Annotated in this window: 25 protein-coding genes; 13 read left to right on the plus strand and 12 right to left on the minus strand. The window is 75.0% G+C overall.

From position 1 onward, the window contains the following. Positions 1-74: 74 nt before the first annotated feature. Positions 75-1,307 (plus strand): 5-aminolevulinate synthase, encoded by a 1,233-nt coding sequence (gene hemA, locus K1J50_RS02740; RefSeq protein WP_220115893.1) that lies wholly within the window; start codon positions 75-77, stop codon positions 1,305-1,307. A gap of 30 nt (positions 1,308-1,337) precedes the next feature. On the opposite strand, the gene K1J50_RS02745 is transcribed toward hemA, so the two are convergent. The 3 genes from K1J50_RS02745 to K1J50_RS02755 all read right to left on the minus strand — a co-directional run bounded on the left by K1J50_RS02745 (position 1,338) and on the right by K1J50_RS02755 (position 3,552). Beyond that, positions 1,338-1,478: a hypothetical protein gene (locus tag K1J50_RS02745; protein ID WP_220115894.1), complete on the minus strand. Its 141-nt coding sequence runs from the start codon at positions 1,476-1,478 to the stop codon at positions 1,338-1,340. A gap of 357 nt (positions 1,479-1,835) precedes the next feature. Continuing rightward, a complete protein-coding gene (locus K1J50_RS02750) occupies positions 1,836-2,516 on the minus strand; it encodes a tyrosine-protein phosphatase (protein WP_220115895.1) in 681 nt (226 codons plus the stop codon). 124 nt (positions 2,517-2,640) lie between these two features. After that, on the minus strand, positions 2,641-3,552 hold the full coding sequence (locus K1J50_RS02755; RefSeq protein WP_220115896.1) for an S-methyl-5'-thioadenosine phosphorylase: 912 nt from the start codon (positions 3,550-3,552) through the stop codon (positions 2,641-2,643). 327 nt (positions 3,553-3,879) lie between these two features. Here K1J50_RS02755 and K1J50_RS02760 point away from each other — a divergent pair, with 327 nt between their 5' ends. Continuing rightward, a complete protein-coding gene (locus K1J50_RS02760; RefSeq protein WP_220115897.1) occupies positions 3,880-4,608 on the plus strand; it encodes an oxygen-binding di-iron domain-containing protein in 729 nt (242 codons plus the stop codon). 70 nt (positions 4,609-4,678) lie between these two features. Further along, the gene (locus K1J50_RS02765) at positions 4,679-5,128 is read left to right on the plus strand and encodes an MgtC/SapB family protein (RefSeq protein WP_220115898.1); all 450 of its coding nucleotides are present in this window, start codon (positions 4,679-4,681) and stop codon (positions 5,126-5,128) included. Between the two features lie 608 nt (positions 5,129-5,736). Here K1J50_RS02765 and K1J50_RS02770 read toward each other — a convergent pair. Together K1J50_RS02770 and K1J50_RS02775 are read right to left on the minus strand one after the other, a co-directional pair. Continuing rightward, positions 5,737-6,180 (minus strand): hypothetical protein, encoded by a 444-nt coding sequence (locus K1J50_RS02770; protein WP_220115899.1) that lies wholly within the window; start codon positions 6,178-6,180, stop codon positions 5,737-5,739. Beyond that, a complete protein-coding gene (locus K1J50_RS02775) occupies positions 6,170-7,597 on the minus strand; it encodes a FliI/YscN family ATPase (protein ID WP_220115900.1) in 1,428 nt (475 codons plus the stop codon). The genes K1J50_RS02770 and K1J50_RS02775 overlap by 11 nt, the downstream gene beginning before the upstream one ends. Positions 7,598-7,720: 123 nt before the next feature. Between K1J50_RS02775 and ctrA the strand changes: the two genes are divergently transcribed. Continuing rightward, complete coding sequence (ctrA, locus tag K1J50_RS02780; RefSeq protein WP_220115901.1) at positions 7,721-8,506, plus strand: response regulator transcription factor CtrA; 786 nt, start codon at positions 7,721-7,723, stop codon at positions 8,504-8,506. A gap of 24 nt (positions 8,507-8,530) precedes the next feature. On the opposite strand, the gene K1J50_RS02785 is transcribed toward ctrA, so the two are convergent. The 6 genes from K1J50_RS02785 to K1J50_RS02810 form a co-directional block, all read right to left on the minus strand. Continuing rightward, the gene (locus tag K1J50_RS02785; RefSeq protein ID WP_220115902.1) at positions 8,531-9,442 is read right to left on the minus strand and encodes a CheR family methyltransferase; all 912 of its coding nucleotides are present in this window, start codon (positions 9,440-9,442) and stop codon (positions 8,531-8,533) included. Further along, on the minus strand, positions 9,439-10,788 hold the full coding sequence (cheB, locus tag K1J50_RS02790; protein ID WP_255574846.1) for a chemotaxis-specific protein-glutamate methyltransferase CheB: 1,350 nt from the start codon (positions 10,786-10,788) through the stop codon (positions 9,439-9,441). Before cheB ends, K1J50_RS02785 begins: the two co-directional genes overlap by 4 nt. Beyond that, positions 10,785-11,153, minus strand: a complete 369-nt coding sequence (locus K1J50_RS02795) for a response regulator (protein WP_456304547.1) — start codon at positions 11,151-11,153, stop codon at positions 10,785-10,787. The genes cheB and K1J50_RS02795 overlap by 4 nt, the downstream gene beginning before the upstream one ends. A 78-nt stretch (positions 11,154-11,231) precedes the next feature. Beyond that, a complete protein-coding gene (locus K1J50_RS02800; RefSeq protein ID WP_255574847.1) occupies positions 11,232-11,735 on the minus strand; it encodes a chemotaxis protein CheW in 504 nt (167 codons plus the stop codon). Positions 11,736-11,837: 102 nt separating this feature from the next. Beyond that, complete coding sequence (locus K1J50_RS02805; protein WP_220115904.1) at positions 11,838-14,531, minus strand: hybrid sensor histidine kinase/response regulator; 2,694 nt, start codon at positions 14,529-14,531, stop codon at positions 11,838-11,840. A 105-nt stretch (positions 14,532-14,636) separates the two neighbouring features. Further along, positions 14,637-15,278, minus strand: coding sequence for a histidine phosphotransferase family protein (locus K1J50_RS02810; RefSeq protein ID WP_220115905.1), 642 nt, complete (start codon positions 15,276-15,278; stop codon positions 14,637-14,639). A gap of 120 nt (positions 15,279-15,398) precedes the next feature. Here K1J50_RS02810 and K1J50_RS02815 point away from each other — a divergent pair, with 120 nt between their 5' ends. From K1J50_RS02815 to K1J50_RS02830, 4 genes are all read left to right on the plus strand, one after another. Further along, positions 15,399-15,554, plus strand: coding sequence for a DUF3553 domain-containing protein (locus K1J50_RS02815; protein ID WP_255574858.1), 156 nt, complete (start codon positions 15,399-15,401; stop codon positions 15,552-15,554). Next, positions 15,551-16,306 (plus strand): TSUP family transporter, encoded by a 756-nt coding sequence (locus K1J50_RS02820; protein ID WP_369413508.1) that lies wholly within the window; start codon positions 15,551-15,553, stop codon positions 16,304-16,306. Before K1J50_RS02815 ends, K1J50_RS02820 begins: the two co-directional genes overlap by 4 nt. Before the next feature lie 110 nt (positions 16,307-16,416). Beyond that, the gene (moaA, locus tag K1J50_RS02825; protein WP_220115907.1) at positions 16,417-17,472 is read left to right on the plus strand and encodes a GTP 3',8-cyclase MoaA; all 1,056 of its coding nucleotides are present in this window, start codon (positions 16,417-16,419) and stop codon (positions 17,470-17,472) included. Then, a complete protein-coding gene (locus K1J50_RS02830; RefSeq protein ID WP_220115908.1) occupies positions 17,473-17,922 on the plus strand; it encodes a hypothetical protein in 450 nt (149 codons plus the stop codon). Between the two features lie 336 nt (positions 17,923-18,258). Here K1J50_RS02830 and hemF read toward each other — a convergent pair whose 3' ends face one another. Then, positions 18,259-19,164, minus strand: coding sequence for an oxygen-dependent coproporphyrinogen oxidase (gene hemF / locus K1J50_RS02835; protein ID WP_220115909.1), 906 nt, complete (start codon positions 19,162-19,164; stop codon positions 18,259-18,261). A 227-nt stretch (positions 19,165-19,391) separates the two neighbouring features. On the opposite strand from hemF, the gene petA reads away from it, so the two are divergent. From petA to K1J50_RS02860, 5 genes are all read left to right on the plus strand, one after another. Next, entirely contained in the window at positions 19,392-19,976 is a 585-nt protein-coding gene (gene petA, locus K1J50_RS02840) for a ubiquinol-cytochrome c reductase iron-sulfur subunit (protein WP_220115910.1), read from the plus strand. Positions 19,977-19,991: 15 nt separating this feature from the next. Further along, positions 19,992-21,263, plus strand: a complete 1,272-nt coding sequence (locus K1J50_RS02845) for a cytochrome b (RefSeq protein ID WP_220115911.1) — start codon at positions 19,992-19,994, stop codon at positions 21,261-21,263. A gap of 4 nt (positions 21,264-21,267) precedes the next feature. Further along, a complete protein-coding gene (locus tag K1J50_RS02850; protein WP_220115912.1) occupies positions 21,268-22,041 on the plus strand; it encodes a cytochrome c1 in 774 nt (257 codons plus the stop codon). 192 nt (positions 22,042-22,233) lie between these two features. Further along, positions 22,234-22,794 (plus strand): hypothetical protein, encoded by a 561-nt coding sequence (locus K1J50_RS02855; protein WP_220115913.1) that lies wholly within the window; start codon positions 22,234-22,236, stop codon positions 22,792-22,794. Then, positions 22,731-23,411, plus strand: a complete 681-nt coding sequence (locus K1J50_RS02860) for an aminotransferase class V-fold PLP-dependent enzyme (protein ID WP_369413509.1) — start codon at positions 22,731-22,733, stop codon at positions 23,409-23,411. Before K1J50_RS02855 ends, K1J50_RS02860 begins: the two co-directional genes overlap by 64 nt. The last annotated feature ends 91 nt before the right edge of the window (positions 23,412-23,502 follow it).

Below are 23,502 nucleotides of genomic sequence, written 5' to 3' on the forward strand. Positions count from 1 at the left end.
GGATGGACGGCTGCGACACTGGATTGCGGGGCTCTCGTGTGCCATTAGGCACGGCGCCGCCGCCTGCACGTGCCATGGACACCCGCACCGCCCTGCTGACCCACGCCCGCGACAGCCTGGCAGGGCTGCGCCGCGAAGGCCGCTACCGCGAATTCGCGCGGCTGGAGAGGATCGCCGGCCGCTTCCCGCGCTACCGCTGGCATCCGCCGGGCGGGGAGGGGCCGCGCGAGGTCACGGTCTGGTCCTCCAACGACTATCTCGGCATGGGGACGGACCCGCGGGTGCTGGCGGCGGCCGAGGCAGCGCTGCGCGCGCACGGCGCCGGGGCGGGCGGGACGCGCAACATCTCCGGCACCTCCCCGCTGCACGCGGCGCTCGAGCAGGAGCTCGCGGCGCTGCACGGCAAGGAGGCGGCGCTGCTGTTCGGCAGCGGCTACGTGGCGAACCAGGCGGCGCTCTCGGCACTGCTCGCGGCGCTGCCGGGCTTCCACGTCTTCTCCGACGCCAAGAACCACAACAGCATGATCGCCGGCATGCGCGGCACCCCCGCGGCGCGGCACATCTGGCGGCACAACGACCTCGCCGACCTCGAGGCCAAGCTGCGCGCCGCGCCGGCGGAAGCGCCGAAGCTGATCGCCTTCGAGAGCGTCTATTCGATGGATGGCGACATCGCCCCGATCGGCGCCATCTGCGACCTCGCCGAGCGCTACGGCGCCATCACCTACTGCGACGAGGTGCACGCGGTCGGCCTCTACGGCGCGACGGGCGGCGGCATCACCGAACGCGACGGCGTGGCGCGGCGGGTGGACGTGATCGAGGGCACGCTCGCCAAGGCCTTCGGCGTGCTCGGCGGCTATGTCGCGGGCGATGCGGCGCTGGTGGACTACATCCGTTCGACGGCCGGCGGACTGATCTTCACCACCGCGCTGCCGCCGCACGTCGTCGCCGCCGCGCTCGAGAGCGTGCGGCTGCTGCGCGCCGACCCGGTGCCGCGCGCGCGCCTCGCCGAGCGCGCCGCGGCGCTGAAGGCGGCGCTGGACGCCGCCGGCCTGCCGCGGATGCCGAGCGAGAGCCACATCGTCCCGCTCTGGATCGGCGACGCGACGCTCTGCCGCGAGGTGGCGCGCCGCCTGCTCGCCGAGCACGCGATCTACGCCACGCCGATCAACTACCCGACCGTCCCGCGCGGCGAGGAGCGGCTGCGCCTCTGCGCCACGCCGCTGCATACGGATGCGATGATCGCGGAACTGGTCGCGGCGCTGCGCGCCGTGCTGCCGCACCGCACGCCGGGCGCGCGCGCCGCGTAGCGGCGGGCCGGCGCCGCGGCGCCGGCCGGCTCAGTTCACCGCGATGCCCTGGTTGGTGATGATCACGTTGGTCGTCGCGCAGACGTTCACGCCGTGGCGCTCGACGGCGCGGCCGTTCAGCCAGGTGGCGCGGACGTCGTAGTTCCCCCTGTTGGCCGCCCGGACCAGCATGGCGCTTCCCGGCGGGAGCATCCTGGTGCCGAGCTGGTCGGGCCCCAGTCCCCGCGGCTCGAATGGCTGAACTGGAGGTTGCGCACCGTCATCGTCGCGTTGTTGACGACCCGGAAGCGGGTGTCGCACACGGGCGCCGGCGCCACCACGACCGGCCGGGCGCTCGGCGGGGCGAGGGCGACAGGCTGGCGCTGCGGCTCGGCGCAGCCGGAGGCGGCGAGCGCCGCCGTGGCCAGGGCGAGAGCGGGGACGGCGCGGCGACGCGGCATGCGGTCAGGCCCCCGGCCAAATTGCGATGTCGTAATAACACCGGTGCCGCACGGGCCGCGCAATCGGCCGTCCGTGCCCTGCCGCCGTTCACTCCCGCCGCAGCACCCCGTCCACCAGCCGGTCCGCCCAGGCGCGCGAGACGTGGGCGCGGCGCAGCGCCTCCTCGTCGTAGTCCTCGCGCACCCAGTCGAGGAACGGCTTCGGCCCGCGCTCGCGCAGATGCGCCGCGTAGAGCGCGAAGAACGCATCCAGCACCCCGGTCCGGCTCTGCCGCACATGCCCGAAGCGCAGGGCAAGCTGCGCCATCGCCGCCTCCACCGGCCGGCCCTGCAGCAGCAGCCAGATCCCTGCCGCGAGGCCGGTGCGGTCGGCGCCGGACTTGCAGTGGATCAGCGCCGGCTCCGCCATCGTCCGGTAGATCTCGGCGAGCCTGAGGATGCGCTCGCGGTGCGGCGCGCCGCGGCTCTCGAAGGGCGCATCGTAGTGGGCGAGGCCGAGCGCTGCCGCTTCCCAGCGGCCGAGGCGGTCGGAGCCGCACCCCGCGCGCTCGCCGCGCAGGTTGATCACCGTGCGCAGGCCGAAGCGCCGCGCCGCCTGGCGGAGCTGCCAGGGCAGCGGATGGTTGGAGCGGTAGAGGCGCCCGCTCTCCACCACGCCCCAGTTGCGCCAGGGGATGCGCAGCAGCGCATGGTCCACGAACAGGCTGTTGAGCCAGGCGGCGGCGCGGCGCTGCGGCGAGGGAGGAGGCGAGGGCGGCGGGGCGGGCATCGGCAGGCGGCGGCATAGGGCAGATCGCGGGCGGCGGGAACGGCGGCGAGCAGGTCCCGCCTCCGCGCGACGGGCGCACGCCCCGCTGCGCGCGGCGCCTCCCGGGCGGTCCGCGGCGCGCCCGTCAGCCGTCCGCGGCGGCACCCCCCAGCACCCGCCCGGCCACCGCGTCGAGCTTCGCGAGCAGCGCCGAGTCGCGCTTCTCCGGCGCGGTGACGACAGCGTTGTCGAGGGCGCGGTCGCAGCCCTGCGGGCAGAGCCCGCGCGGCGCGCCGAGCCCCGGCACCACGGCCCTCACCAGGGCGCGCGCCTTCTCGGCGTTGGCGAACAGCACCTTCACCACCTGCTCCACCGTCACCGCGTCGTGCTCCGGATGCCAGCAGTCGAAGTCGGTCACCATCGCCACCGTCGCGTAGCAGAGCTCCGCCTCGCGGGCGAGCTTCGCCTCCGGCATGTTGGTCATGCCGATCACGTCGCAGCGCCAGGAGCGGTAGAGCTCGCTCTCTGCCTTGGTGCTGAACTGCGGCCCCTCCATCACGAGGTAGGTCCCGCCGCGCGCGACCGGCAGGCCGAGCCCGCGCGCCGCCTCCTCCAGCGCGTCGCCGAGCCGGGCGCAGACCGGGTGCGCCATCGAGACGTGCGCGACGCAGCCGCAGCCGAAGAAGCTCTTCTCGCGCGCGAAGGTGCGGTCGATGAACTGGTCCACGATGACGAAGTGCCCGGGCGGCAGGTCCTCGCGCAGCGAGCCGACGGCGGAGAGCGAGATCACCTCCGTGCAGCCGGCGCGCTTCAGCGCGTCGATGTTGGCGCGGTAGTTGAGCGCCGAGGGCGGCGCCGGATGCCCCCGCCCGTGGCGCGGCAGGAAGACGCAGCGCACGCCGGCGAGGCGGCCGAACAGCAGCGCGTCGGAGGGCTCGCCCCAGGGCGTTGCGACGCGGCGCCACTCCCGCTCCTCCAGTCCCGCGATGTCGTAGAGGCCGGAGCCGCCGATCAGGCCGATCACCGGTTCGACGCGGGGGCTGGTCTGCTGCGGCATGGGCGGCGGGCTCCGCTGGCGGGGGGCGTGGGGATGGCGAATCGCGCGACCCGGCCCGGTCCGGCGGCCTCGGTCCGGCTGCCGTCCGGGGGCGGGCAGGGGGGCGCGTCATAGGACGGAGGCCCGCCGGTGCGAAGCCCCGACCGTCCCGGCACGGCCGGCCTCGCCGCCGGGAAGGCGTTCCCGCCCGCTCCCGGCGCGGCGTTCCGGGGGGCGGGGACGGCGCAACACGCGAAACACGATCCGACACACGGGCGCATCACGCCGGGAGCATCATGGCAGGCGCCGCCCTGGCGCACGGGGCGAGAGACCGGAGGTGCCCCCCCGATGCAGACCCGGATCGCCGAGATCGCCGCCGGCCTCTACCGGCTCTCCACCTTCGTGCCGGAGGTCGCCGCGCCGGCCGGCTTCACCTTCAACCAGTTCCTCGTCCTCGGCGACGAGCCGCTGCTGTTCCACACCGGCTTCCGGCGCATGTTCCCGCTGGTGCGCGACGCCGTGGCCCGCATCCTTCCGCCGGAGCGGCTGCGCTGGATCGCCTTCGGCCACTACGAGGCCGACGAGTGCGGCGCGATGAACGAGTGGCTCGCGGTGGCGCCGCGGGCGGAGGTCGCGCACGGGCAGACCGCCTGCCTCGTCTCGCTCAACGACATGGCGGACCGCGCGCCGCGGATCCTCGCCGACGGCGAGGTGCTGGACATCGGCGGCCGGCGCCTGCGCTACCTCGACACGCCGCACATCCCGCACGGCTGGGAGGCCGGCGTGATGTTCGAGGAGACGACCGGCACCCTGCTCTGCGGCGACCTCTTCACCCAGGCCGGCGACGGGCCGGCGCTGACCGAGGGCGACGTGGTGGGACCCGCGATCGCCGCCGAGGACCTGTTCCGCTACTCCAGCCTGAACCCCGGCATGGGCGCCACGATCCGTCGCCTCGCCGCGCTCGCGCCCCGCACCCTCGCCCTCATGCACGGCCCGTCCTTCGCGGGCGACGGCGCGGCGGCACTGGGCGCCCTGGCCGCCGACTACGACCGGCGCGTGGGCGCGGCGATGGCCTGAAGGCCCCGCGCCCACGCGGGCCTGCGGTGCGGGGCCGGCAACGGCCCGCGCCGCGCCGCGTTGCGGCGCCATGGAGCTTTCCGACCTCGTTCCGAGCCTCGCCCATTCCCGGCTCCTGCCGCATCTGCGCGACTTGGCGATCGCCTACCTCCTCGCCTTCGCGATCGGCTGGAACCGCGAGCGCGAGGACCGCAGCGCCGGGCTGCGGACCTTCCCGCCGGTCGCCGTCGCCGCCTGCGGCTTCGTGCAGGCGACGGAGGAGCTCGCGCAGGGGGAGGCCGAGGCCATGGCGCGCATCGTCGAGGGCGTGATCACCGGCATCGGCTTCATCGGCGGCGGCGCGATCCTCAAGGGCGCCGCCGAGGTCCACGGCACGGCGACCGCGGCCGCGCTGTCGGCGACCGGGGCGATCGGGATCGCCGGCGGCCTCGCTGCCTACGGCGTGGCGCTGGCCATCTGCCTGTTCACGGCCCTGACACTGCCCGTGTTGAGCGGACTGAAGCCGAAGGAGCCGCGATAGGGCCTTGCGGCGGGATCGGCCGCTCGGCGGCGGAGGGGGGTTGCCGGGCCGCCCCCGGCGCCCTTGGTTGGGCGCGACGCCGCGCCCTCTGCCTGCGCGCCCGGCCCGTCCGAAGGAGTTCCTCCCATGCCATCCCGTCCCGCCTCGCGGCGCCGCGCCTGGCCGGCCCGCGGCCTCGCGCTCGGTGTCCTTCTCCTCGCCGCCGCCTGCGCCCCGCCGCGCGGCGCTCTCCTCGGCCCGCGCGGCACCGCCCTGCCGCCGCCCGGCCTCGATCCGGCCGCGGATGCCGCCGCCGCGGCAACGCCGCCTGCCGCCGGGTCGGGCGCGGCCGGTGCCGCCGGCGTGCCGGCGGAGCGGCGGAACGCGCCGGCGGCGCCACGCGGCCCGCGCCCGACCTCCTGATCCGGCCGGGCGCCGCTGCCGCGCCGGCGTCCCGGCCCGTCGGCGTTCCCTTCCTCCCGCCGACCGCGGCCCGACCGGGGGCGCGATCGGATCAGCCGGGATGCCTCGCTGCCGGTGCGCCTGCGGTCGGGCCGGGGCAGGGGCGTCCGGGCGCGCTTTCGCCCGTCGCGGCCCGTCTCGCCGGGCGGGCCGGCCTGCTCCGCCGTTTAGCGCGCCGTTTCGCGCAGGGCCGCGGCGCCGGCCGCCTCGTCGAGGCCGCGCTGCGCCCGGCGCGCGGCGTCGCGCCGCGCCGCCGCGGCCCGCTCCTGGGCGAGGCGCTCCACCGCTCGTTCGGCGAGCCGGGCCGCGGCCAGCTCGGCCAGCGTCGCGGCGAGCCGCTCCCGCTCGAGGCGCAGCGCCGCCGCCGCCCGGTCGCGCGCCGCCAGCCCGCGCGGCAGCCAGGCGGCGTAGAGCGCGCTGCCGCCCTCCGCCGCCGCGGCGATCGCCGCCTCCGAGCGCAGCGCCTCCGCCGCGGCGCCGTGGCGCGCCTCGGCCGCCGCCATGGCGCCGGTCCGCTCGGCCAGGCGGCGCCGCGCGAGCGCGGTCTCGAAGCGGCGCAGGCGGGCGAGCGCGGCCAGCGCCGCCGCTCCCCGGTCGGCCTCACGCGGCATCGGCCGGCGCCTCCCCCGCCAGCGCCTCGGCGAGCGCGGCGAAGCTCGCGGCGATCCCCGCGGGCCCGGCCTCGTCCTTGCGCTGATCGAGGAACGCCTCGATCCGGGGGGCGAGGCGGATCGCCTCGTCCACCGCCGGGTCGCTGCCGGGACGGTAGGCGCCGAGCCGGATCAGGTCGGCCATGTCGGCGTGCAGCGCGAGGATGCGCCGCGCGCGCTGCGCCAGCGCGTGCTCCTCCGGCGTCAGGCAGCCGGGGACGGTGCGCGAGAGCGAGCGCAGCACGTCCACCGCCGGCCAGCGCCCGCGCTCGCCGATGCGGCGGTCGAGCACGACATGGCCGTCGAGGATGCCGCGCACCGCGTCGGCGATCGGTTCGTCGTGGTCGTCGCCCTCGACGAGGACGGTGAACAGGCCGGTGATGGCGCCGGGGTTGCCTTCCGCGCGCGGCCCGGCGCGTTCGAGGAGGCGCGGCAGCTCGGCGAAGACGCCCGGCGGGTAGCCGCGGGTCGCCGGCGGCTCGCCGGCGGCGAGGCCGATCTCGCGCAGGGCCATGGCGAAGCGGGTGACGGAGTCCATCAGCAGCAGCACGTGCCTGCCCGCTTCGGCGAAGTGCTCGGCCACCGCCATCGCGGCGTAGGCCGCCTCGCGGCGCAGCAGCGGGGGGGCGTCGGAGGTGGCGCAGACCACGACCGAGCGCGCGAGGCCCTCCGGCCCGAGATCGTCCTCGAGGAACTCGCGCAGCTCGCGCCCGCGCTCGCCGACCAGGGCGAGCACGGCGACATCGCAGGCGGTGCGGCGGGCGAGCATGGCGAGCAGGGTGGACTTCCCCACCCCCGAGGCGGCGAACAGGCCGAGCCGCTGCCCGCGCCGGCAGGTGGCGAAGCAGTCGAGCGCCCGCACGCCGAGATCGAGCCGCGGCCCGAGCCGGGCGCGGCGCCCGGGCGGCGGCGGCACGCCGGCGCGCGGCGGCCGGCGCACCGGCCCCGGCAGCGGCGGCGGCCGGCCGTCGAGCGGCCGGCCGAGCGGGTCGAGCACGCGGCCGAGCCAGGCATCGGAAACGGCAAGCCCCTCGCTGCCGGCGGGAACGAGACGGGCGACGGTGCCGGGGCCGATCCCGTCGAGGGGGCCGAAGGCGAGGGCCTGCAGCGTCTCGCCGTCGCCGGCGAAGCCCACGACCTCGGCGAGCAGGGGCGGGGCGGTGCCGCCGGGATGGAGGGTCAGGCGTCGGCCGATGGCGGCGAAGCGGGCGATGCCGCCGATCGCCACGGCACCGCCGCGGATGGCGGCGATGCGGCCTGCGACCTCGAAGGCCGGGACCTCCGCGAGGCGCGCGGCGGCGGCGCGGGCGCGGCGGGCGAAGCCGGACGCGGCGCCTTCGGGGCGATCGTCTCGAAAAGCGCGCTGTGGCGCGGTCATGGGGCCGTTAACCAACTTTCAGGATTTTGTCGCGGTTATTAATACACGCAAACCCTGAATTTCCCCTTCACAAAGCACGCATAAGTTGTGAGACTGCTCGCGTGACGGGTGGAGATGCGGAAAATGCGTATCCTTTTGGTTGAAGACGATCTCGCCACCGCCCGCGGCATCACGCTGATGCTGAAGCAGGCGGGCATGATCGCCGACGGCGCCGCCACGGGTGAGGAGGCGCTCGAGCTCGCTCGCCATTACGATTACGACATCGTCATCCTCGACCTGATCCTGCCCGACATGGAGGGCTACGAGGTCGTCCGCCGCCTGCGCGCGGCGCGGGTGGAGACGCCGGTGCTGATCCTCTCCGGGCAGTCCAAGCCCCAGGCCAAGGTGAAGGGCTTCGGCATGGGCGCCGACGACTACATCACCAAGCCCTTCGACCCGGCCGAGCTGGTCGCGCGCATCCATGCCATCGTCCGCCGCGCCAAGGGCTTCTCGCAGCCCGCGCTCACGGTCGGGCCGCTCTGTCTCAATCTCGACTCGCGCGAGGTGACGGTCGCCGGGCGCCCCGTGCACCTGACCGGAAAGGAATACGCGATCCTCGAACTGCTCACCCTGCGCAAGGGCGTGGTGCTGACGAAGGAGGCCTTCCTCAACCACCTGTACGGCGGGATCGACGAGCCCGAGGCGAAGATCATCGACGTCTTCATCTGCAAGCTGCGCAAGAAGCTGGCCCAGGCCGGGGCGGACAACCTGATCGGCACGGTCTGGGGCCGGGGCTACGTCCTGCGCGACCCTGCGACCGCCGCCGCGGCGCGCCTCGCTGCGCGGAACGGCGCCTCCGGGGGAGTGCAGACCTCCGCAGCGGCGGAGGCGAAGGCTTCCGGGGCGTCCCTCGCGATGCAGGCGGCTTGAGGTGCTGGCGTCCGGCCGCCCCAGTCAGCCGGCGGCCGGCACGCCCGCCATCCGGCCGGCCGGCGCCGGCGCGCCCGGCGCCCATGTTCCCGGGCCCGCCGCCGCTGGCGGCACCGGCGCATAGGCGGTGCGCTCGCCAGGGATCGGCCGGAACCGGTCGGTCAGCCCCAGCACCGTCTCGGCCCCCCCCAGATAGAGCACGCCATCCGGCGCGAGCTGGCCCGCCAGCGCCTCCAGCACCGCCGTCTTGGTCGGCGCGTCGAAATAGATCAGCACGTTGCGGCAGAGGATCACGTCGAACCGGCCGAGCGGGCGCGGGTCGGAGAGCAGGTTGAACTCCTCGAACCGCACCACGGCGCGCAGCTCCGGCGCGATGCGCCAGCGCCCGTCGCCCTCCGGCCGGAAATGCCGCACGAGGAGCTGCACCGGCAGGCCGCGCTGCACCTCGAACTGGCTGTAGAGGCCCTCCCGCGCCCGCGCCAGGACCTCGCGCGCGATGTCGGTGCCGAGGATCTCGATGCGCGGTGGGGCTGCGCCGCGCCAGGTCGCCGGATCGGCGGCGAGCATCGCCACCGAATAGGCCTCCTGCCCGGTCGAGCAGGCCGCCGACCAGATCCGCAGCGGCTGCCCCGCCGGGCGCGCGGCGGCCAGGCGCGGCAGCATCTGCCGCAGGTGGTCGAACGGCCAGCCGTCGCGGAAGAACGAGGATTCGTGGGTGGTCAGCGCCTCCACCACCTCGCGCGCGAGCGCCTCCGTCGCGGCGGACGCGCCGCCGCGCAGCCGCGCGGCGAGTGCATCGAGCGAGGCGAGGCCCGTGCGCGCGAGCAGCGGGGCGAGCCGCGTCTCGAGCATGTAGGCCTTGTCCGGCGTCAGGACGATGCCGGAGCGTGCCTTCACCAGCGCGGCCAGGAAGCCGAGGCTCTCCGCTCGGGTCATGCGCCCCGGCTCCCCCGGCCGGGGAACGCGGCGACGATCCGCTCGGCCAGCAGCTCGGGGGGCGCCAGCGCCTGGGCCAGTCCGGCCCGCGCCACCGCCCCGGGCATGCCCCAGACCACCGAGGAGGCCTCGTCCTGCGCCACCACCCGGCCGCCCGCTGCGGCGACCGCGCGGCAACCGGCCAGCCCGTCCTGTCCCATGCCGGTCAGCACCACCGCCAGGACCCGCGCCCCCCCGCAGGCAGCGACCGCACTGCGCAGCAGCGGGTCCAGCGCGGGGCGGCAGAAATTCTCCGGCGGCCCGTCGGACAGCCGGGCGCGCAGCACGCCCTCCGCCCCGGCCTCGACCAGCAGATGACGGTCGCCCGGGGCGAGATAGAGCCGGCCCGGCTGCAGCGCCTCCCCTTCGCGCGCCTCCGCCGCGGGCGGGCCGCCGAGCCGGTCGAGGTGGTCGGCGAGCATCGTGGTGAAGCCGGCCGGCATGTGCTGGACCACCAGCAGCGGCACCGGCAGCCCCGCGGGCAGTCGGCGTACCAGCGTCGCCAGCGCCTGGGGGCCGCCCGTCGAGGCGCCGACCACCACGACGCGCGGCGCCACTGCGGGGACCATGCCGGGCGCCGCATCGCGGGACGGCGGGAACTGCGTCCGGGGAGGGCGGGTGCCCTCCGGCAGGGAACGGCCCCCGATCGGGACCGGGCCCCAGCGGCGCATGGCCGGCGCCCGGGACGCGGGCGCTCCGCCTGCGTCGAGCCGGACGGGATCGGGCGCGGCGGCCCCGCCCTCCGCCGCGCCCGCCCCGCATCCGGCCGGGCCGGGCGCCGGCCCGAGGGCCGCGCTTCGAGGTCCGGCCGGGACACCCTCTTGTGGCGGCGGCGCGAGGGGCGCCGTGCGTCGCCGCCGGATCCGCGCCCAACCCTTAACCTTCTCCAGCAACTCGGCGCGGAACACCGGGTCGCTCAGGCCGCCGCCGGCGGCGCTCGGCTTCGGCAGGTAGTCCGACGCGCCGGCGCGCAGCGCCGCCATCGCCGCCGCCGCGCCGCGCTGGGTCAGGGCGCTGGCGACGATCACCACCGGCCGCAGCTCCGCCGGCTGGCGCAGCAGCAGCGGCAGTGCCGTCATGCCGTCCATCACCGGCATCTCCAGGTCGAGCAGCACCACCTCCGGCCGCGCCTCGGGCAGGGCGGCGAGCGCCGCCCGCCCGTCGCCGACCCGCGCCACGACGCGGATCGCCGGATCGGCCTGCAGCACCCGCGCGAGGAAGCCGCGGACCGTGGCGCTGTCGTCGCACAGCATGACCCGCACCGGGGCCGCGAGATCCGCTGCGCCGGCCGTGGCGGCGGCGCTCATGCGCCCCCACCGGGCGGGGCGACCAGGCCGAGCCGGGCCAGCTTGCCACCGAGGATCTCGGCGTCGAAGGGCTTCATCACGTATTCCTGCGCGCCGGCCTCGAGCGCCTCCACGATGCGCGCCAGCGCGGATTCGGCCGTGCACAGCACGACGACCGGACGCCCGGGCCCGAACTCGGCACGCGCCTGGCGGAGAAAGGCCATGCCGTCCATCCCCGGCATGTTCCAGTCGAGCAGCACCGCGTCGGGCAGGCTCGCGCGGCAGGCGGCGAGCGCCTGCGCGCCGTCCTCCGCCTCACGCACCGCGAGGCCGAGTTCCTCGAGGATGCGCCGCGCGGCACGGCGCACCATCGCGCTGTCGTCCACCACGAGGCAGCTCCGTCGCGATGGCGCGCCTTCCACCGCCCCGCCCCCTTCCGCGCGCATGCCCATTCCCGCCCGCGCTCAGCGGATCGCCAGCACGCGTTCGACCTCGAGCACGATCAGGAGGCGCCCATCCTCGCGGTGCACGCCGCGCGAGATCTCGCGCCACAGCGGATCGAGCGTCGGCGGGTTGGGCGCGAAGCCCTCGCGCGGTAGGGGCATCACCTCGCCCACCGCGTCGGCGAGCAGGGCATAGAGTTCGCCCTGCTGCTCGACGACGACGTTCATCGCCGCCTCGCCGGGCTCGCGCGGCGGCAGGCCGAGGCGACGGCGCAGGTCGACCGCGGTGACGATCCGCCCGCGCAGGTTGAGGCTGCCCGCCACTTCGGGCGGGGCGAGAGGGATGCGCGTGATCGCCTGCGTCGCAAGCACGTCGCGCACCGCGAGCACCGGCACGGCGCAGGACTGGCCGGCGACGGTGAGGGTGAGGAAGATCTCCTCCCCGCCGCGCTCGGCGAGCACAAGGGCCGGCGGCGGCCCGGACGCGGCGGCACGCGGCGGCGCGGGTGTCGTCATGGTCTGCATGGGTCGACGCCTTTCGCGGGACGGATCGTCATGGCCTGCATCGGCAACTGGCGAGCGGCATGCGCCCCGCCGGAGCGGGGCGCCTGGCCTGGCGCCGGCCGGTCACGCCGCGTGCCCCTCCTCGCCCGGAGGGTCGGCCGCGGCGAGCGCGACCGGCGGCGCGAGGCATTCGCGCAGGGAGGCGAGCAGCGCCTCGCGGTCGTACTTGCCGACGTAGTCGGTGAAGCCCGCGGCGCGGCCGCGCGCCGCGTCGGCCGGATCGGCCCGGGCGGTGAGCGCGATCATCGGCAGCCGTGCCCACGGACCGCCGCCGCGCACCGCCTGCGCGAATGCGAAGCCGTCCATCTCCGGCATCTCGATGTCGGAGACGATCGCCTCGAACATCGCGCCCGCCTCGCGCAGCTTCAGCGCCTGCAGCGGCGATCCCACCGCCGTCACGGCGTAGCCCGCGGCGGCGAGGGCGGGAACGACGAGGTGCTGGAAGAAGGCGCTGTCCTCCACCAGCAGGAGGCGCGGGCCCACCGCGTGGCGCGCGCCGCCCTCCGCGCCGGCGGGCGGAGCGGCGAACCAGTCCTCCCCGGCCTGGCGCAGCCACCACGCGGTGTCGATCACGTCCGTCACCCTGCCCTGGAGGACCGCGCTGCCGAGATAGCCGGGGCGCTGCGCCGGGCCGCGCTCGATCCGCAGCGGCTCCTCCACCACGTCGAGGATCTCGTCCACCATCAGGCCCATGGCGCGGTCGCGATCGTTGAACACCAGCACCGCCTGGCGTCCGCCGCCGTGCGCCGTCTCCGCAGGCCAGCCGCCGGCAGAGAGCGGCACCAGCGGCATCAGCCGGCCGCGGTACTGCACCACCGGGACCCCACCCGAGAGCTCGATCCGCTCGCGCGGGATGTCCTCGAGCCGCGCCACCAGGCCGAGCGGCACCGCCTTCGGCGTCGCCTCGCCGCCGGCACGGAACAGCAGCATCGCGGTCTTCGCGTCCGAACGCAGCGCCGCCGTCGCGGCGAGGCCGGCGGCATCCTCCGCCGCGCCGGCCGAGCCGGACTCCTCGCCCGCGCCGTCGCCGGCGACGCCGGTGGCGCGCGCGATCCCGTTCGGGTCGAGGATCATGATCACGCTGCCGTCGCCGAGGATGGTGTTGCCGGAGAACATCGTCACGTGCCGCAGGATCGGCGCCACCGGCTTGACCACGATCTCCTCGGTGTCGAACACGCGGTCCACGATGATGCCGAAGACCCGCGCGCCGACCTGGGTGACGACGACGAATCGCTCCTCGGCCGCGGCGTCCGTCCCCCGAGGACGCTCCAGGCGCAACAGGTCGGCGAGCGAGACCAGCGGCAGCAGCCGGTCGCGCAGGCGCAGCACCGGCGCGTCCTTGATCCGCTCGACGCGCGGCGCCTGATGGTCCGTCCCGGCGCCGACGCGCACCAGCTCGACCACGCCGATCTGCGGGATGGCGAAGCGCTCGCCCGCGGCCTCGACGATCAGCGCCGAGACGATGGCGAGGGTGAGCGGGATCTTGATGGTGAAGGTGGTGCCCTGCCCCTCGCGCGAGCGCAGGTCGATCGTGCCGCCGATGCGCTCGACATTGGCCCGCACCACGTCCATCCCGACCCCGCGGCCGGAGACGGCGGTGACCCGGCTCGCGGTGGAGAAGCCGGGGCGGAAGATGAAGCGCAGGACCTCGCGCTCGCTCATCTGCGCGAGCTCGGCCTCGGTCGCGAGGCCCTGGGCGAGCGCCTTGGCGCGGATCCTCTCGACCGGCAGGCCGCGCCCGTCGTCGCCTATCTCGAGCACGATCTGCCCGCCCTCGTGGCAGGCGCTGAGCGTGATCCGCCCGGTCTCCGGCTTGCCGGCGGCGCGCCGTTCCTCCGGCGTCTCGATCCCGTGGTCGGCGCTGTTGCGCACCATGTGCGTCAGCGGGTCGCGGATCAGCTCGAGCACCTGGCGGTCGAGCTCGGTCTCGGCGCCGCGCATCTCGAGCGCGATCTTCTTGCCGAGCTCGAGGCCGAGGTCGCGCACCAGCCGCGGCAGCTTGGCCCAGGCGTTGCCGATCGGCTGCATGCGCGTCTTCATCACCCCTTCCTGCAGGTCGGAGGTGATGTGCGACAGGCGCTGCAACGGCACGGTCAGCGCCGAATCGCCCTGGGCGCGGGCGAGCTGGAGGAGCTGGTTGCGCGTCAGCACCAGCTCGCTCACCAGCATCATCAGGTCCTCGAGCACGTCCACCGAGACGCGGATGGTCTGCGGCGCACCGCCCGCCGCGGGGCCGGCCGCGGTGGGGCCGGCCGCGGCCGCTGCCGGGGACGGGGCCGGGCCGGAGGCGGCGGCCTCCGGGGCAGGGGCGGCGGCGCCCCCGGCCTCCGGCGCGGCGTCCTCGGCGGCCGGCGGCGCGGCCCGGGCCGCGGCGGGCGCCTCGCCCTCCGCCGCGGCGTCGAGGGCTGCGATCAGCGCGGCGTCATCGCCCGGCGGCTCGGCGCCGCTCGCCTCCAGCCCGGCGACGATCGCCCGGATGGCGTCGAGCGCCCGCAGGATCAGGCTGATCCCGTCCTGCGTCACCGCCAGCGTGCCGTCGCGGTAGCGGCCGAGCACGTTCTCCGCCGCGTGCGCCACCTTCTCGAGCCGCGCGAGGCCGAGGAAGCCGCAGGTGCCCTTGATCGTGTGCACGAGGCGGAAGATCTCGGACAGGGTCGGCCGGTCGTCCGGCGCGCGCTCCAGGCGGAGCAGCGCGGCGTCGAGCGCGATCAGCCCCTCGTGCGTCTCGGTCAGGAAGTCGGCGAGCAGATCGTCCATCGCGCCCCCGCGGCATCGCGTCGGTCGGTCACCGCACCAGGATGCGGGCGGGGGAAGAAGATTCGGTAAAGCCGGCGCGGCGGCCGGCCGGTGCCGCGCGCGGCGTCAGGGCCCGGCCGGTGGCGCCGGCCCGATCAGCAGCGGCGCCGGCCCGGCCGCGCGCGGACCGCCGAGGCCGAGCGCGACCGGCACCTTGAGGTCGGCGGCCAGCGCCGCCAGCACCGGCGCCCGCACCCCGCGCAGCCCGACCGCGAGCGCAGGATCGAGCCCCCCGGCGGCGAGCGCCGCCGCGAGGCCCGGCGGCCAAGCCGCACCTTCGCCCTCCGGCCGCACCATCAGCACCTCCGCCGGATCGCCGCCGAGCAGGATCGTGCCGCCGCGCGGCAGGGCGTCGCCCGCGAGCAGCAGGGCGTTCAGCAGGACCTGCGCCAGCGGCGCGGGAAACACCGCCGCCTGCGGCGCGAGGCCGTCGGCCAGCACGATGCGTGCCCGCCCCCCCGCCACCTGCCCGTCGAGCAGGGCCAGCAATTCGGCCAGCGAGGTGTCGCCAAGCCCGCCGCCCCAGGCGGCGCGGAACAGGGTGAGGCGCAGGCGCAACGCCGCCGCCCCCTCCTGCGCCACCGCGAGCGCCTCTTCCGACCCGGCGCCGAGCAGGGACAGGGCGCCCTCCACCGTCCCGGCGGGTCCGCCGAGATCATGGCAGATGCGGGCGGCGACGAGCTGGGCGAGGCGGAAGCGCTGCGGCATCGTGCGGTGGTCCTGCGGCGGCGGGCGCAACGGGCTATGGTTCGTCGAAATGCTGACCGTTCCGTTTCTCACCTCGCTCCCTCCCCCGGAGGCCCCGTGCCCGCCCTGATCGAACCCGGCATGCGCGTCCGCCATTCCGATCGCCCCGATTGGGGAGTCGGGCAGGTGCAGTCGGTGATCGGCGACCGGATCACCGTCAATTTCGAACATGCCGGAAAGGTCTTGATCAACGCAACGCGGATCAGTCTGCAGATTCTGGACGATTCGGACGCGTGAACGAGACGCTGCTCGCAATTCGCGACGTCCTGCTCGGCTGGGACGCGGCGGCAGCCCTGCTCGCCACCGCCATCGCCGGGCTGATGCGGGGCTACGCCGGATTCGGCACCGCGATCCTCCTGTCACCAATATACAGCACCTTGTGGGGCCCGCGCGCCGGCGTGCCCGTCATGCTGCTCATGGAACTGCTGGTTTCGGTCCAGCTCCTCCCGCGCGCCCTCGGCGACGCCGACCGCCGGGTAGTGCTGCCGCTGGGCGCCGCCGCGGCCGTGGCGACGCCCGTCGGCGCCTGGGCGCTGCTGAGCGCCGACGGCGAGCTGCTGCGCCGCGTCATCGGTGCCCTGGTACTGGCGTTCGGCCTGCTGCTGCTCTCCGGCTGGCGCTATCGCGGGACCCGGCCGCTCGGCCTCAACCTCGCCGTCGGCGCGGCCGCCGGACTGCTCAAGGGGGCGACCGGGATGAGCGGGCCGCCGGTGATCCTCTACCTGCTGGCCGGGACGGAGGAGGCGCGGCGGCACCGCGCCAACCTTATCCTGTTCTTCGCCCTGATCGCCGTGATCTCGGTGGTGGCGCCAGCGCTCGGCGGCCTGCTGGACCGGGCGGTGCTGCTGCGCGCGGCGGTGCTGCTGCCGGTGCTGCTGCTTTCGGTGCAGATCGGGGCGCGGCTGTTCCCCGTGGTGCCGGTGCGCTGGTACCGCCGGTTCGCGCTGCTGGTGCTGGTCGGGGCGGGCGGGGTCGCGCTCCTCGCCTGACGGGATGCGGCGGCCGGCGGCGGGGCCGCCGCCCCCCGGCGGCAGCGGAGCGGAAATGCCGCAGGGAGGGCTTGCGGGCCGGACCCGGAGGGCCCCAAATCCCGGACGCCATGTCCGCCGACATCCGCCTGCCGCCGGCCGCCTCCGGGGACGCGCCCGGCGCCGTCGCCCCCCTCGTGGATCCGTTCGGACGGCGGATCACCTACCTCCGCGTCTCGGTGACGGACCGCTGCGACCTCCGCTGCGTGTACTGCATGGCGGAGGACATGACCTTCCTGCCCAAGGCGGAGGTGCTGACGCTCGAGGAGCTCGACCGCCTCTGCGGCGCCTTCATCCGCCTCGGCGTCGAGAAGATCCGCCTCACCGGCGGCGAGCCGCTGGTGCGCAAGAACGTCATCGGCCTGTTCCGTGCGCTCGGCGCCCGCCTCGGCGCAGGCGGCCTGCGCGAGCTGACCGTCACCACCAACGGCACGCAGCTCGCGCGCCTCGCCGCGGATCTCTTCGCCGCCGGCGTGCGGCGGGTCAACGTCTCGCTCGACACGCTCGACCCGGCCCGGTTCACCGCCATCACCCGCTGGGGACGGATCGAGCAGACGCTTGAGGGGATCTTCGCCGCCCGGGCCGCCGGCCTCGCCGTCAAGATCAACGCGGTCGCGCTCAAGGGCGTCAACGAGGACGAGTTCGACCGCCTGATCGCCTGGTGCGGCGAGCACGGCTTCGATCTCTGCCTGATCGAGACCATGCCGATGGGCGAGATCAGCGGCGACCGCACCGAGCAGTACCTGCCGCTCTCGCTCGTGCGGGCGCGGCTCAAGGCGCGCTGGACGCTCGAGGAGACCGACTACCGCACCGGCGGGCCCGCCCGCTACTACCTGGTGCGCGAGACCGGGCGGCGGATCGGCTTCATCACCCCGCTGACCCACAATTTCTGCGAGAGCTGCAACCGCGTGCGCCTGACCTGCACCGGCACCCTCTACATGTGCCTCGGCCAGGAGGACGCGGCCGACCTGCGCCGCCCGCTGCGCGATCCGGACCTCGACGAGGCCGGGCTCGAGGCCGCGATCCGCGCGGCGATCGCGCGCAAGCCCAAGGGGCACGACTTCGTCATCGACCGCCGGCACCGCCGCCCCGCGCTCGCGCGCCACATGAGCGTGACCGGGGGCTGAATGATCCCCGCGCTGCAGGACCTCGCCGCCCGGCTGACCATTCCCGGGCTGCCCGACTGGGTCGGGCTGGCGCTGCTGCTGCTGCTCGGCCTGCTGGCGCTGGCCTATGTGCTGATGCCGTTCAGCGTGTTCGGCGTGAAGGGCCGGCTCGATGGCATCGAGGCGCAGCTTGACGAGATCCAGGCCGAGATCCGCGCGCTCGCGCTGCGCCTGGCGGAGCCGCCGGGGCGGGGCGCGGGACGCCCCGGAGCGGCGGGCGCGGCGGTCGAGGACGATTGGATCGATCCGCCGCCGCAGCCTGCGTCGCGCCGCGACGATTATGTGCCGCCGCGGGCGCGGCCGCCGATTCCGCCGCCGCCGCACTGGCCCGACGCGCCGCCGCCCCCGCGCGGCGGCCCGGGCGGGGCACGGAGCGAGCCGCGGCTGGACTGGCCGGGCGGGGAGCGATAGGCGGGCGCGCTTCCTCGGGCCCCCTTCGGACGCGGGCCGGAGAGCCGCCCTTCCCGCGCGGCGGCGATCCTGTCGGGGCTGATGTTGTCGGCCGCGCCGGGCCGGCGCGGCGGCAGAGCCGGCGGGGGCCTTGCCTCCCTTGCGAGGACGTTCGCGGCGCGGTCGCCTGCACGGCCGACATCGGATGATGGCGATGTTCGGCCAGGTGCGCGCGGAGCGAGGCGGCGTTCCGGGAGCGGCCGGGCCGGACGGGCTTCGCGCCGCGCCTGCCGGCAGCCCCCGGTCTCGATCGTCGAGGCCGGGGCGGTGCGCCGCGGGCGAGGCGGCGGTCCTCCCTCACGGCCACTTCGCCTCGGGCGGCAGGCTCATCAGGATCGCCTCGGCGTTGCCGCCGGTCTTCAGCCCGAACAGCGTGCCGCGGTCGTAGAGCAGGTTGAATTCGACATAGCGGCCGCGGCGGACGAGCTGGTGCTCGCGCTCCTCTGCCGTCCAGGGCTCGCCCATGCGGCGGCGGACGATCGCCGGGTAGGCGGCGAGGAAGGCCTCGCCGACGTCGCGCACGAAAGCGAAGTCGGCCTCGAGGCCGTGCCCCGGGGTGCGGTCGCCGAGCCAGTCGAAGAAGATCCCGCCCGCGCCGCGCGGCTCGTTGCGGTGGGGGAGGAAGAAGTACTCGTCGCACCAGGCCTTGAAGCGCGGGTAGTAGGTCGGGTCGTGGCGATCGCAGGCGGCCTTGAGGGCGGCGTGGAACGCGGCCGCGTCGGCCCGGCTTTCCGGCGAATCGAGGCGCATCGGGGTGAGGTCGCCGCCGCCGCCGAACCAAGCCCGGGTGGTGACGAGGAAGCGAGTGTTCATGTGCGCCGCGGGCACGCGCGGGCTGCGCAGGTGCGCGACCAGCGAGACGCCGGTGGCGAAGAAGCGCGGGTCCTCCTCGGCGCCCGGGATCTGGCGGCGGAATTCCGGGGTGAACACGCCGTGCACGGTCGAGACGTTGACGCCGACCTTCTCGAACACGCGGCCGCCGCGCATCACGCTCATCACGCCGCCGCCGCCGCCGGGACGGTCCCAGGCGGTGCGGACGAAGCGGCCGGGCGGGAGCGCGGCGAAGGGGCCGGCGTCGCACTCCTCCTCGATCGCTTCGAAGGCGGCGCAGAGCCGGTCGCGCAGCGATTCGAACCAGGCCCGGGCGGGCGCCGCCAGCGGGTGGTCGGCAGGAGCGGGCGGCTGCGTGGGCGTGGCGGTCATGGCGTCCGTGCATCTCCTCGGGCGGGCGAGGGGGGCGGCGGGCGGATTGCCACCCCCCGGAGGTGCCCTTATAAGCGCGCGCGGCGCGGGCGCGGCAGCGCAGGCGGGCCGTTCCGGCGCGGCCGGGGCTGCGATTCGCGCGGCGCGGTCGTTGTCCGGACGGATACGGTTGGACATGCGGCGGGTCCCGTTGGCGGGACCGGGCCGTCGGTTGGGGACGAAACGGCATGGCGGAGACGCTGGCGACCCATCCCGGGACGCCTCTTGGGCCGGAGGCGCACGGCGCCGCGGCGGAGCATGGCGAGAAGCGGCGCGACTTCCTGACGCTGGTCACCGGGGCCTTCGCCGTCGTCGGCGCCGGCGCGATCGCCTGGCCCTTCATTCATTCGCTCAATCCCTCGCGCGACGTGCTCGCGCTCTCGACCACCGAGGTGGACCTCGCGCCGATCCAGGTCGGGCAGGCAGTGACGGTGGTCTGGCGCGGCAAGCCGGTGTTCGTGCGCCACCGCACGCCGCAAGAGATCGCGGCGGCGCGGGAGGTCAACCTGGCGGAGCTGCGCGATCCGCAGCCGGACGAGCGGCGGGTGATCAAGCCCGAGTGGCTGGTGATGGTCGGCGTCTGCACGCATCTCGGCTGCGTGCCGCTCGGCCAGAAGCCGACCGACCCGAAGGGCGAGTATGGCGGCTGGTTCTGCCCTTGCCACGGCAGCCACTACGACACCTCGGGCCGCATCCGGAAGGGGCCGGCGCCGGCGAACCTGGCCGTGCCGCCCTACGCCTTCATCTCCGACACCCAGATCCGCATCGGCTGAGGAGAGCCGCGATCCATGGCCAGCGGCCTGCACCAGAGCGACTTCAGGAATCCGGTGGTGCGCTGGATAGACGCGCGCCTGCCGGTCTTCACCCTGCTGCAGAAGGAGTACGGGACGTTCCCGACGCCCCGGAACTTCAACTACCTGTGGAACTTCGGCGCCCTCGCCATGGTCAACCTGCTGATCATGATCGCGACGGGCGTCTTCCTGGCGATGCACTACACACCGCACGTCAACCACGCCTTCGATTCCGTCGAGCGCATCATGCGCGACGTGAACTACGGCTGGCTGCTGCGCTACGTGCACGCCAACGGCGCCTCGATGTTCTTCATCGTGGTCTATGTCCACATCTGGCGCGGGCTCTACTACGGCTCCTACAAGGCGCCGCGCGAGCTCCTGTGGATGCTGGGCGTGGTGATCTTCCTGCTGATGATGGCGACCGCCTTCATGGGCTACGTGCTGCCCTGGGGGCAGATGAGCTTCTGGGGCGCCACCGTCATCACCAACCTGTTCAGCGCCATCCCGCTGGTCGGCGATTCGATCGTGACCTGGCTGTGGGGCGGGTTCAGCGTGGACAACCCAACCCTCAACCGCTTCTTCAGCCTGCACTACCTGCTGCCCTTCGTGATCGTCGGCGTGGTGTTCCTGCACGTCGCGGCGCTGCACGTCACCGGCTCCAACAACCCGCTCGGCATTGATCCGAAGGGGCCGCAGGACACCGTGCCGTTCCACCCCTACTACACGGCGAAGGACAGCGTCGGGCTGGTGGCCTACCTCGCGGTGTTCGCCATCCTGGTGTTCTTCTTCCCGAACATGCTCGGGCACCCGGACAACTACACCCCGGCCAACCCGCTGGTGACGCCGCCGCACATCGTCCCCGAGTGGTACTTCCTGCCCTACTACGCGATCCTGCGCGCGGTGCCGAACAAGCTCGGCGGCGTGGTGCTGATGTTCGGCTCGATCCTGATCCTGTTCGTCCTGCCCTGGCTCGACACCAGCCCGGTGCGCTCGATGCGGTTCCGCCCGCTGGCGCGCATCGCGCTGTTCCTCTGGACCGTCGCCTTCTTCGTGCTGCTCTACTGCGGCGCCAAGCCGCCGGAGGGCATCTACGTGTGGCTCGCGCGCTTCGCGACCGCCTACTATTTCGCCTACTTCCTGGTGATCCTGCCGCTCCTCGGGCGGTTCGAGCGGACCCTGCCGCTGCCCGAGAGCATCAGCCGCCCCGTGCTGCGTGGCGGCGGCCCGCTGCCCGCCGTGGCCGCGGCGAAGCCGATGGAGAAGGCCTGAGACGATGCGCCGTCCGTTGCTCACGCTTGCCGCCGCGCTCGGCGCCGCGCTGCTCGCCGCCGCTCCCGCCCCGCTCCGCGCGGCGGAGGAGGCGATCGCGCTCCCGAACACGCGCTTCTCCTTCGAGGGCCTGTTCGGCACCTTCGACCGCGCCTCCGCCCAGCGCGGCCTGCAGGTGTACATGGAGGTGTGCGCCAACTGCCACTCGCTGCGCCAGCTCTACTACCGCAACCTGACCGCTCTCGGCCTGTCCGATGCCGAGGTGCGCGCGATCGCCGCGACGGTGCAGGTGCAGGACGGGCCGAACGACGAGGGCCAGATGTTCGAGCGGCCGGGCCGTCCCTCGGACCGCTTCCGCAGCCCCTTCCCCAACGAGAAGGCGGCGCGCGCGGCGAACAACGGGGCGCTGCCGCCCGACCTCTCGGTGATCGTCAAGGCCCGGGAGGGAGGCGCCGACTACATCTACGCCCTGCTCACCGGCTACTCTGACCCGCCCCCGGGCGTCGAGGTGATGCAGGGGATGCACTACAACCGCTACTTCCCCGGCCACCAGATCGCCATGGCCCCGCCGCTCAACGCCGGCCAGGTGAGCTTCCACGACGGCACCCAGGCCACCGTCGAGCAGATGGCGCGCGACGTGACCACCTTCCTCGCCTGGGCGGCGGAGCCGGAGCTCGAGGAGCGGCGCGCCCTCGGCGTGAAGATCGTGTTGTTCCTCACCGTCCTCGGCGGCCTGGTCTACGCGGTGAAGCGCAAGATCTGGGCGGACGTGCACTAGGACCGACCGCGGCCGGCCTGTCCTGCGCCCAGATCGGCGCGCCGGACGACTTGCGCGGACCGGTTGCGCCGCGCGACGGGAACGGACAGGGGGAAAGGGCCGTCCGGTCGCGGACGGCCCTTTCGCGCCGCGAGGGCTGGCCGAGAGCGCACAGGCCGGCCTAGGCTCGGCGCGACGGAGGATCCGCCCGCCATGCTGCCCTGCCAGCGCGCCGAGTTCGACCTCCCGCACGAGGTTGCCTATCTCAACGCCGCCTCCTGGTCGCCGCTGCCGCGTGCCGTTCTCGCCGCCGGCCACGCCGGGGTCGAGCGCAAGGCCCGGTCCTGGACCTGGGGAGCCGAGCACCAGGCGCGGCAGTTCGCGCGCGCCCGCGCCGCTGCCGCCGCGCTGATCGGCGCCGAGGCCGAGGACATCGCCCTCATCCCCTCGGTCGGCTACGGCGTGGCGACGGCGGGGAGGATCCTCCCCATCCCGCGCGGGGCGCGGGTGCTGGTGCTGGAGGACGACCATTCCTCGCCGACACTCGAATGGATCACGCGCGCCACGGCCGGAGGCTTCGCGGTGGAGGCGGTGCGGCGGCCGGAGGACGGCGACTGGACCGCGGCCGTGCTCGCGCCATCGCCCGCCCCGGCGCCGCGCCGCTGGCGCTCGCCTCGATCTCGAGCGTGCACTGGGCGGATGGCGGCGTGGTGGACCTCGAGCGCGTGGCCCCCGCGGTGCGCGCGGCGGGCGCGGCGCTGCTGGTGGACGTGACGCACGCGGTCGGCGTGATGGCGGTGGACGTCCGCCGGACCGATCCGGATTTCCTGGTCTTCCCGACCTACAAGTGGGTGCTCGGCCCCTACGGGCGCGCCTTCCTCTACGTCGCCAGGCGCTGGCAGGAGCGGGGCGTGCCGCTCGAGCAGACCAGCCACTCCCGCCGCGCCGTCGCCGCCGAGCGCGCGCCCTACCTCGCCGATCTCCGCTTCGCCGAAGGCGCGCGGCGCTTCGACATGGGCGAGCGCGACCACCTCATCACGCTCGAGATGGCCGCGGTCGGCATGGAGATGATGGCGCAGTGGGGCCAGGCCGCGATCGAGCAGCGGCTCGCCATGCTCACCGCGATGCTTGCCGAGGGGCTGCGCGGAACGGGCGTGCGGCTGCCGGCGGCGGGGCTGCGCGCCCCGCACGTGCTGAGCCTGGAATTCCCTGGCGGCATGAAGGAGGGGCTGGTCGAGGCGCTGGCGGCGGAGGGGGTGCACGTCGCGCCCCGCCTCGGGCGGATGCGCATCAGTCCGCACGTCTACAACGACGAGGCGGATGTCGAGGCCTTCCTGCGGGCCTTCCGCCACCTTATACCCGGCGCGCAAAGTTCTGACTTTTGGGGTTGAGCCGACGCGGGCGTTCGTGATTCATCGGCGTGGAGCGGACCATGCGGGCGCTGATGATCCGGGAGGATGTGCCGCCGGGTGAACTTCGGCG

The sequence above is a fragment of the Caldovatus aquaticus genome, assembly GCF_019458025.1.
GTDB classification, from domain to species: domain Bacteria; phylum Pseudomonadota; class Alphaproteobacteria; order Acetobacterales; family Acetobacteraceae; genus Caldovatus; species Caldovatus aquaticus.

Coding starts and splice junctions, on each gene's coding strand:
- K1J50_RS02775 (WP_220115900.1), bottom strand. CDS start 7,597: ATGACCGCGCCACAGCGCGCTTTTCGAGACGATCGCCCCGAAGGCGCC.
- K1J50_RS02750 (WP_220115895.1), bottom strand. CDS start 2,516: ATGCCCGCCCCGCCGCCCTCGCCTCCTCCCTCGCCGCAGCGCCGCGCC.
- K1J50_RS02815 (WP_255574858.1), top strand. CDS start 15,399: ATGCGCGTCCGCCATTCCGATCGCCCCGATTGGGGAGTCGGGCAGGTG.
- K1J50_RS02760 (WP_220115897.1), top strand. CDS start 3,880: ATGCAGACCCGGATCGCCGAGATCGCCGCCGGCCTCTACCGGCTCTCC.
- K1J50_RS02755 (WP_220115896.1), bottom strand. CDS start 3,552: ATGCCGCAGCAGACCAGCCCCCGCGTCGAACCGGTGATCGGCCTGATC.
- petA (WP_220115910.1), top strand. CDS start 19,392: ATGGCGGAGACGCTGGCGACCCATCCCGGGACGCCTCTTGGGCCGGAG.
- K1J50_RS02785 (WP_220115902.1), bottom strand. CDS start 9,442: ATGACCCGAGCGGAGAGCCTCGGCTTCCTGGCCGCGCTGGTGAAGGCA.
- moaA (WP_220115907.1), top strand. CDS start 16,417: ATGTCCGCCGACATCCGCCTGCCGCCGGCCGCCTCCGGGGACGCGCCC.
- K1J50_RS02800 (WP_255574847.1), bottom strand. CDS start 11,735: ATGCAGACCATGACGACACCCGCGCCGCCGCGTGCCGCCGCGTCCGGG.
- K1J50_RS02770 (WP_220115899.1), bottom strand. CDS start 6,180: ATGCCGCGTGAGGCCGACCGGGGAGCGGCGGCGCTGGCCGCGCTCGCC.
- ctrA (WP_220115901.1), top strand. CDS start 7,721: ATGCGTATCCTTTTGGTTGAAGACGATCTCGCCACCGCCCGCGGCATC.
- K1J50_RS02745 (WP_220115894.1), bottom strand. CDS start 1,478: ATGCTGGTCCGGGCGGCCAACAGGGGGAACTACGACGTCCGCGCCACC.
- K1J50_RS02855 (WP_220115913.1), top strand. CDS start 22,234: ATGCTGCCCTGCCAGCGCGCCGAGTTCGACCTCCCGCACGAGGTTGCC.
- K1J50_RS02850 (WP_220115912.1), top strand. CDS start 21,268: ATGCGCCGTCCGTTGCTCACGCTTGCCGCCGCGCTCGGCGCCGCGCTG.
- K1J50_RS02810 (WP_220115905.1), bottom strand. CDS start 15,278: ATGCCGCAGCGCTTCCGCCTCGCCCAGCTCGTCGCCGCCCGCATCTGC.
- hemF (WP_220115909.1), bottom strand. CDS start 19,164: ATGACCGCCACGCCCACGCAGCCGCCCGCTCCTGCCGACCACCCGCTG.
- K1J50_RS02805 (WP_220115904.1), bottom strand. CDS start 14,531: ATGGACGATCTGCTCGCCGACTTCCTGACCGAGACGCACGAGGGGCTG.
- K1J50_RS02765 (WP_220115898.1), top strand. CDS start 4,679: ATGGAGCTTTCCGACCTCGTTCCGAGCCTCGCCCATTCCCGGCTCCTG.
- cheB (WP_255574846.1), bottom strand. CDS start 10,788: ATGAGCGCCGCCGCCACGGCCGGCGCAGCGGATCTCGCGGCCCCGGTG.
- hemA (WP_220115893.1), top strand. CDS start 75: ATGGACACCCGCACCGCCCTGCTGACCCACGCCCGCGACAGCCTGGCA.
- K1J50_RS02830 (WP_220115908.1), top strand. CDS start 17,473: ATGATCCCCGCGCTGCAGGACCTCGCCGCCCGGCTGACCATTCCCGGG.
- K1J50_RS02845 (WP_220115911.1), top strand. CDS start 19,992: ATGGCCAGCGGCCTGCACCAGAGCGACTTCAGGAATCCGGTGGTGCGC.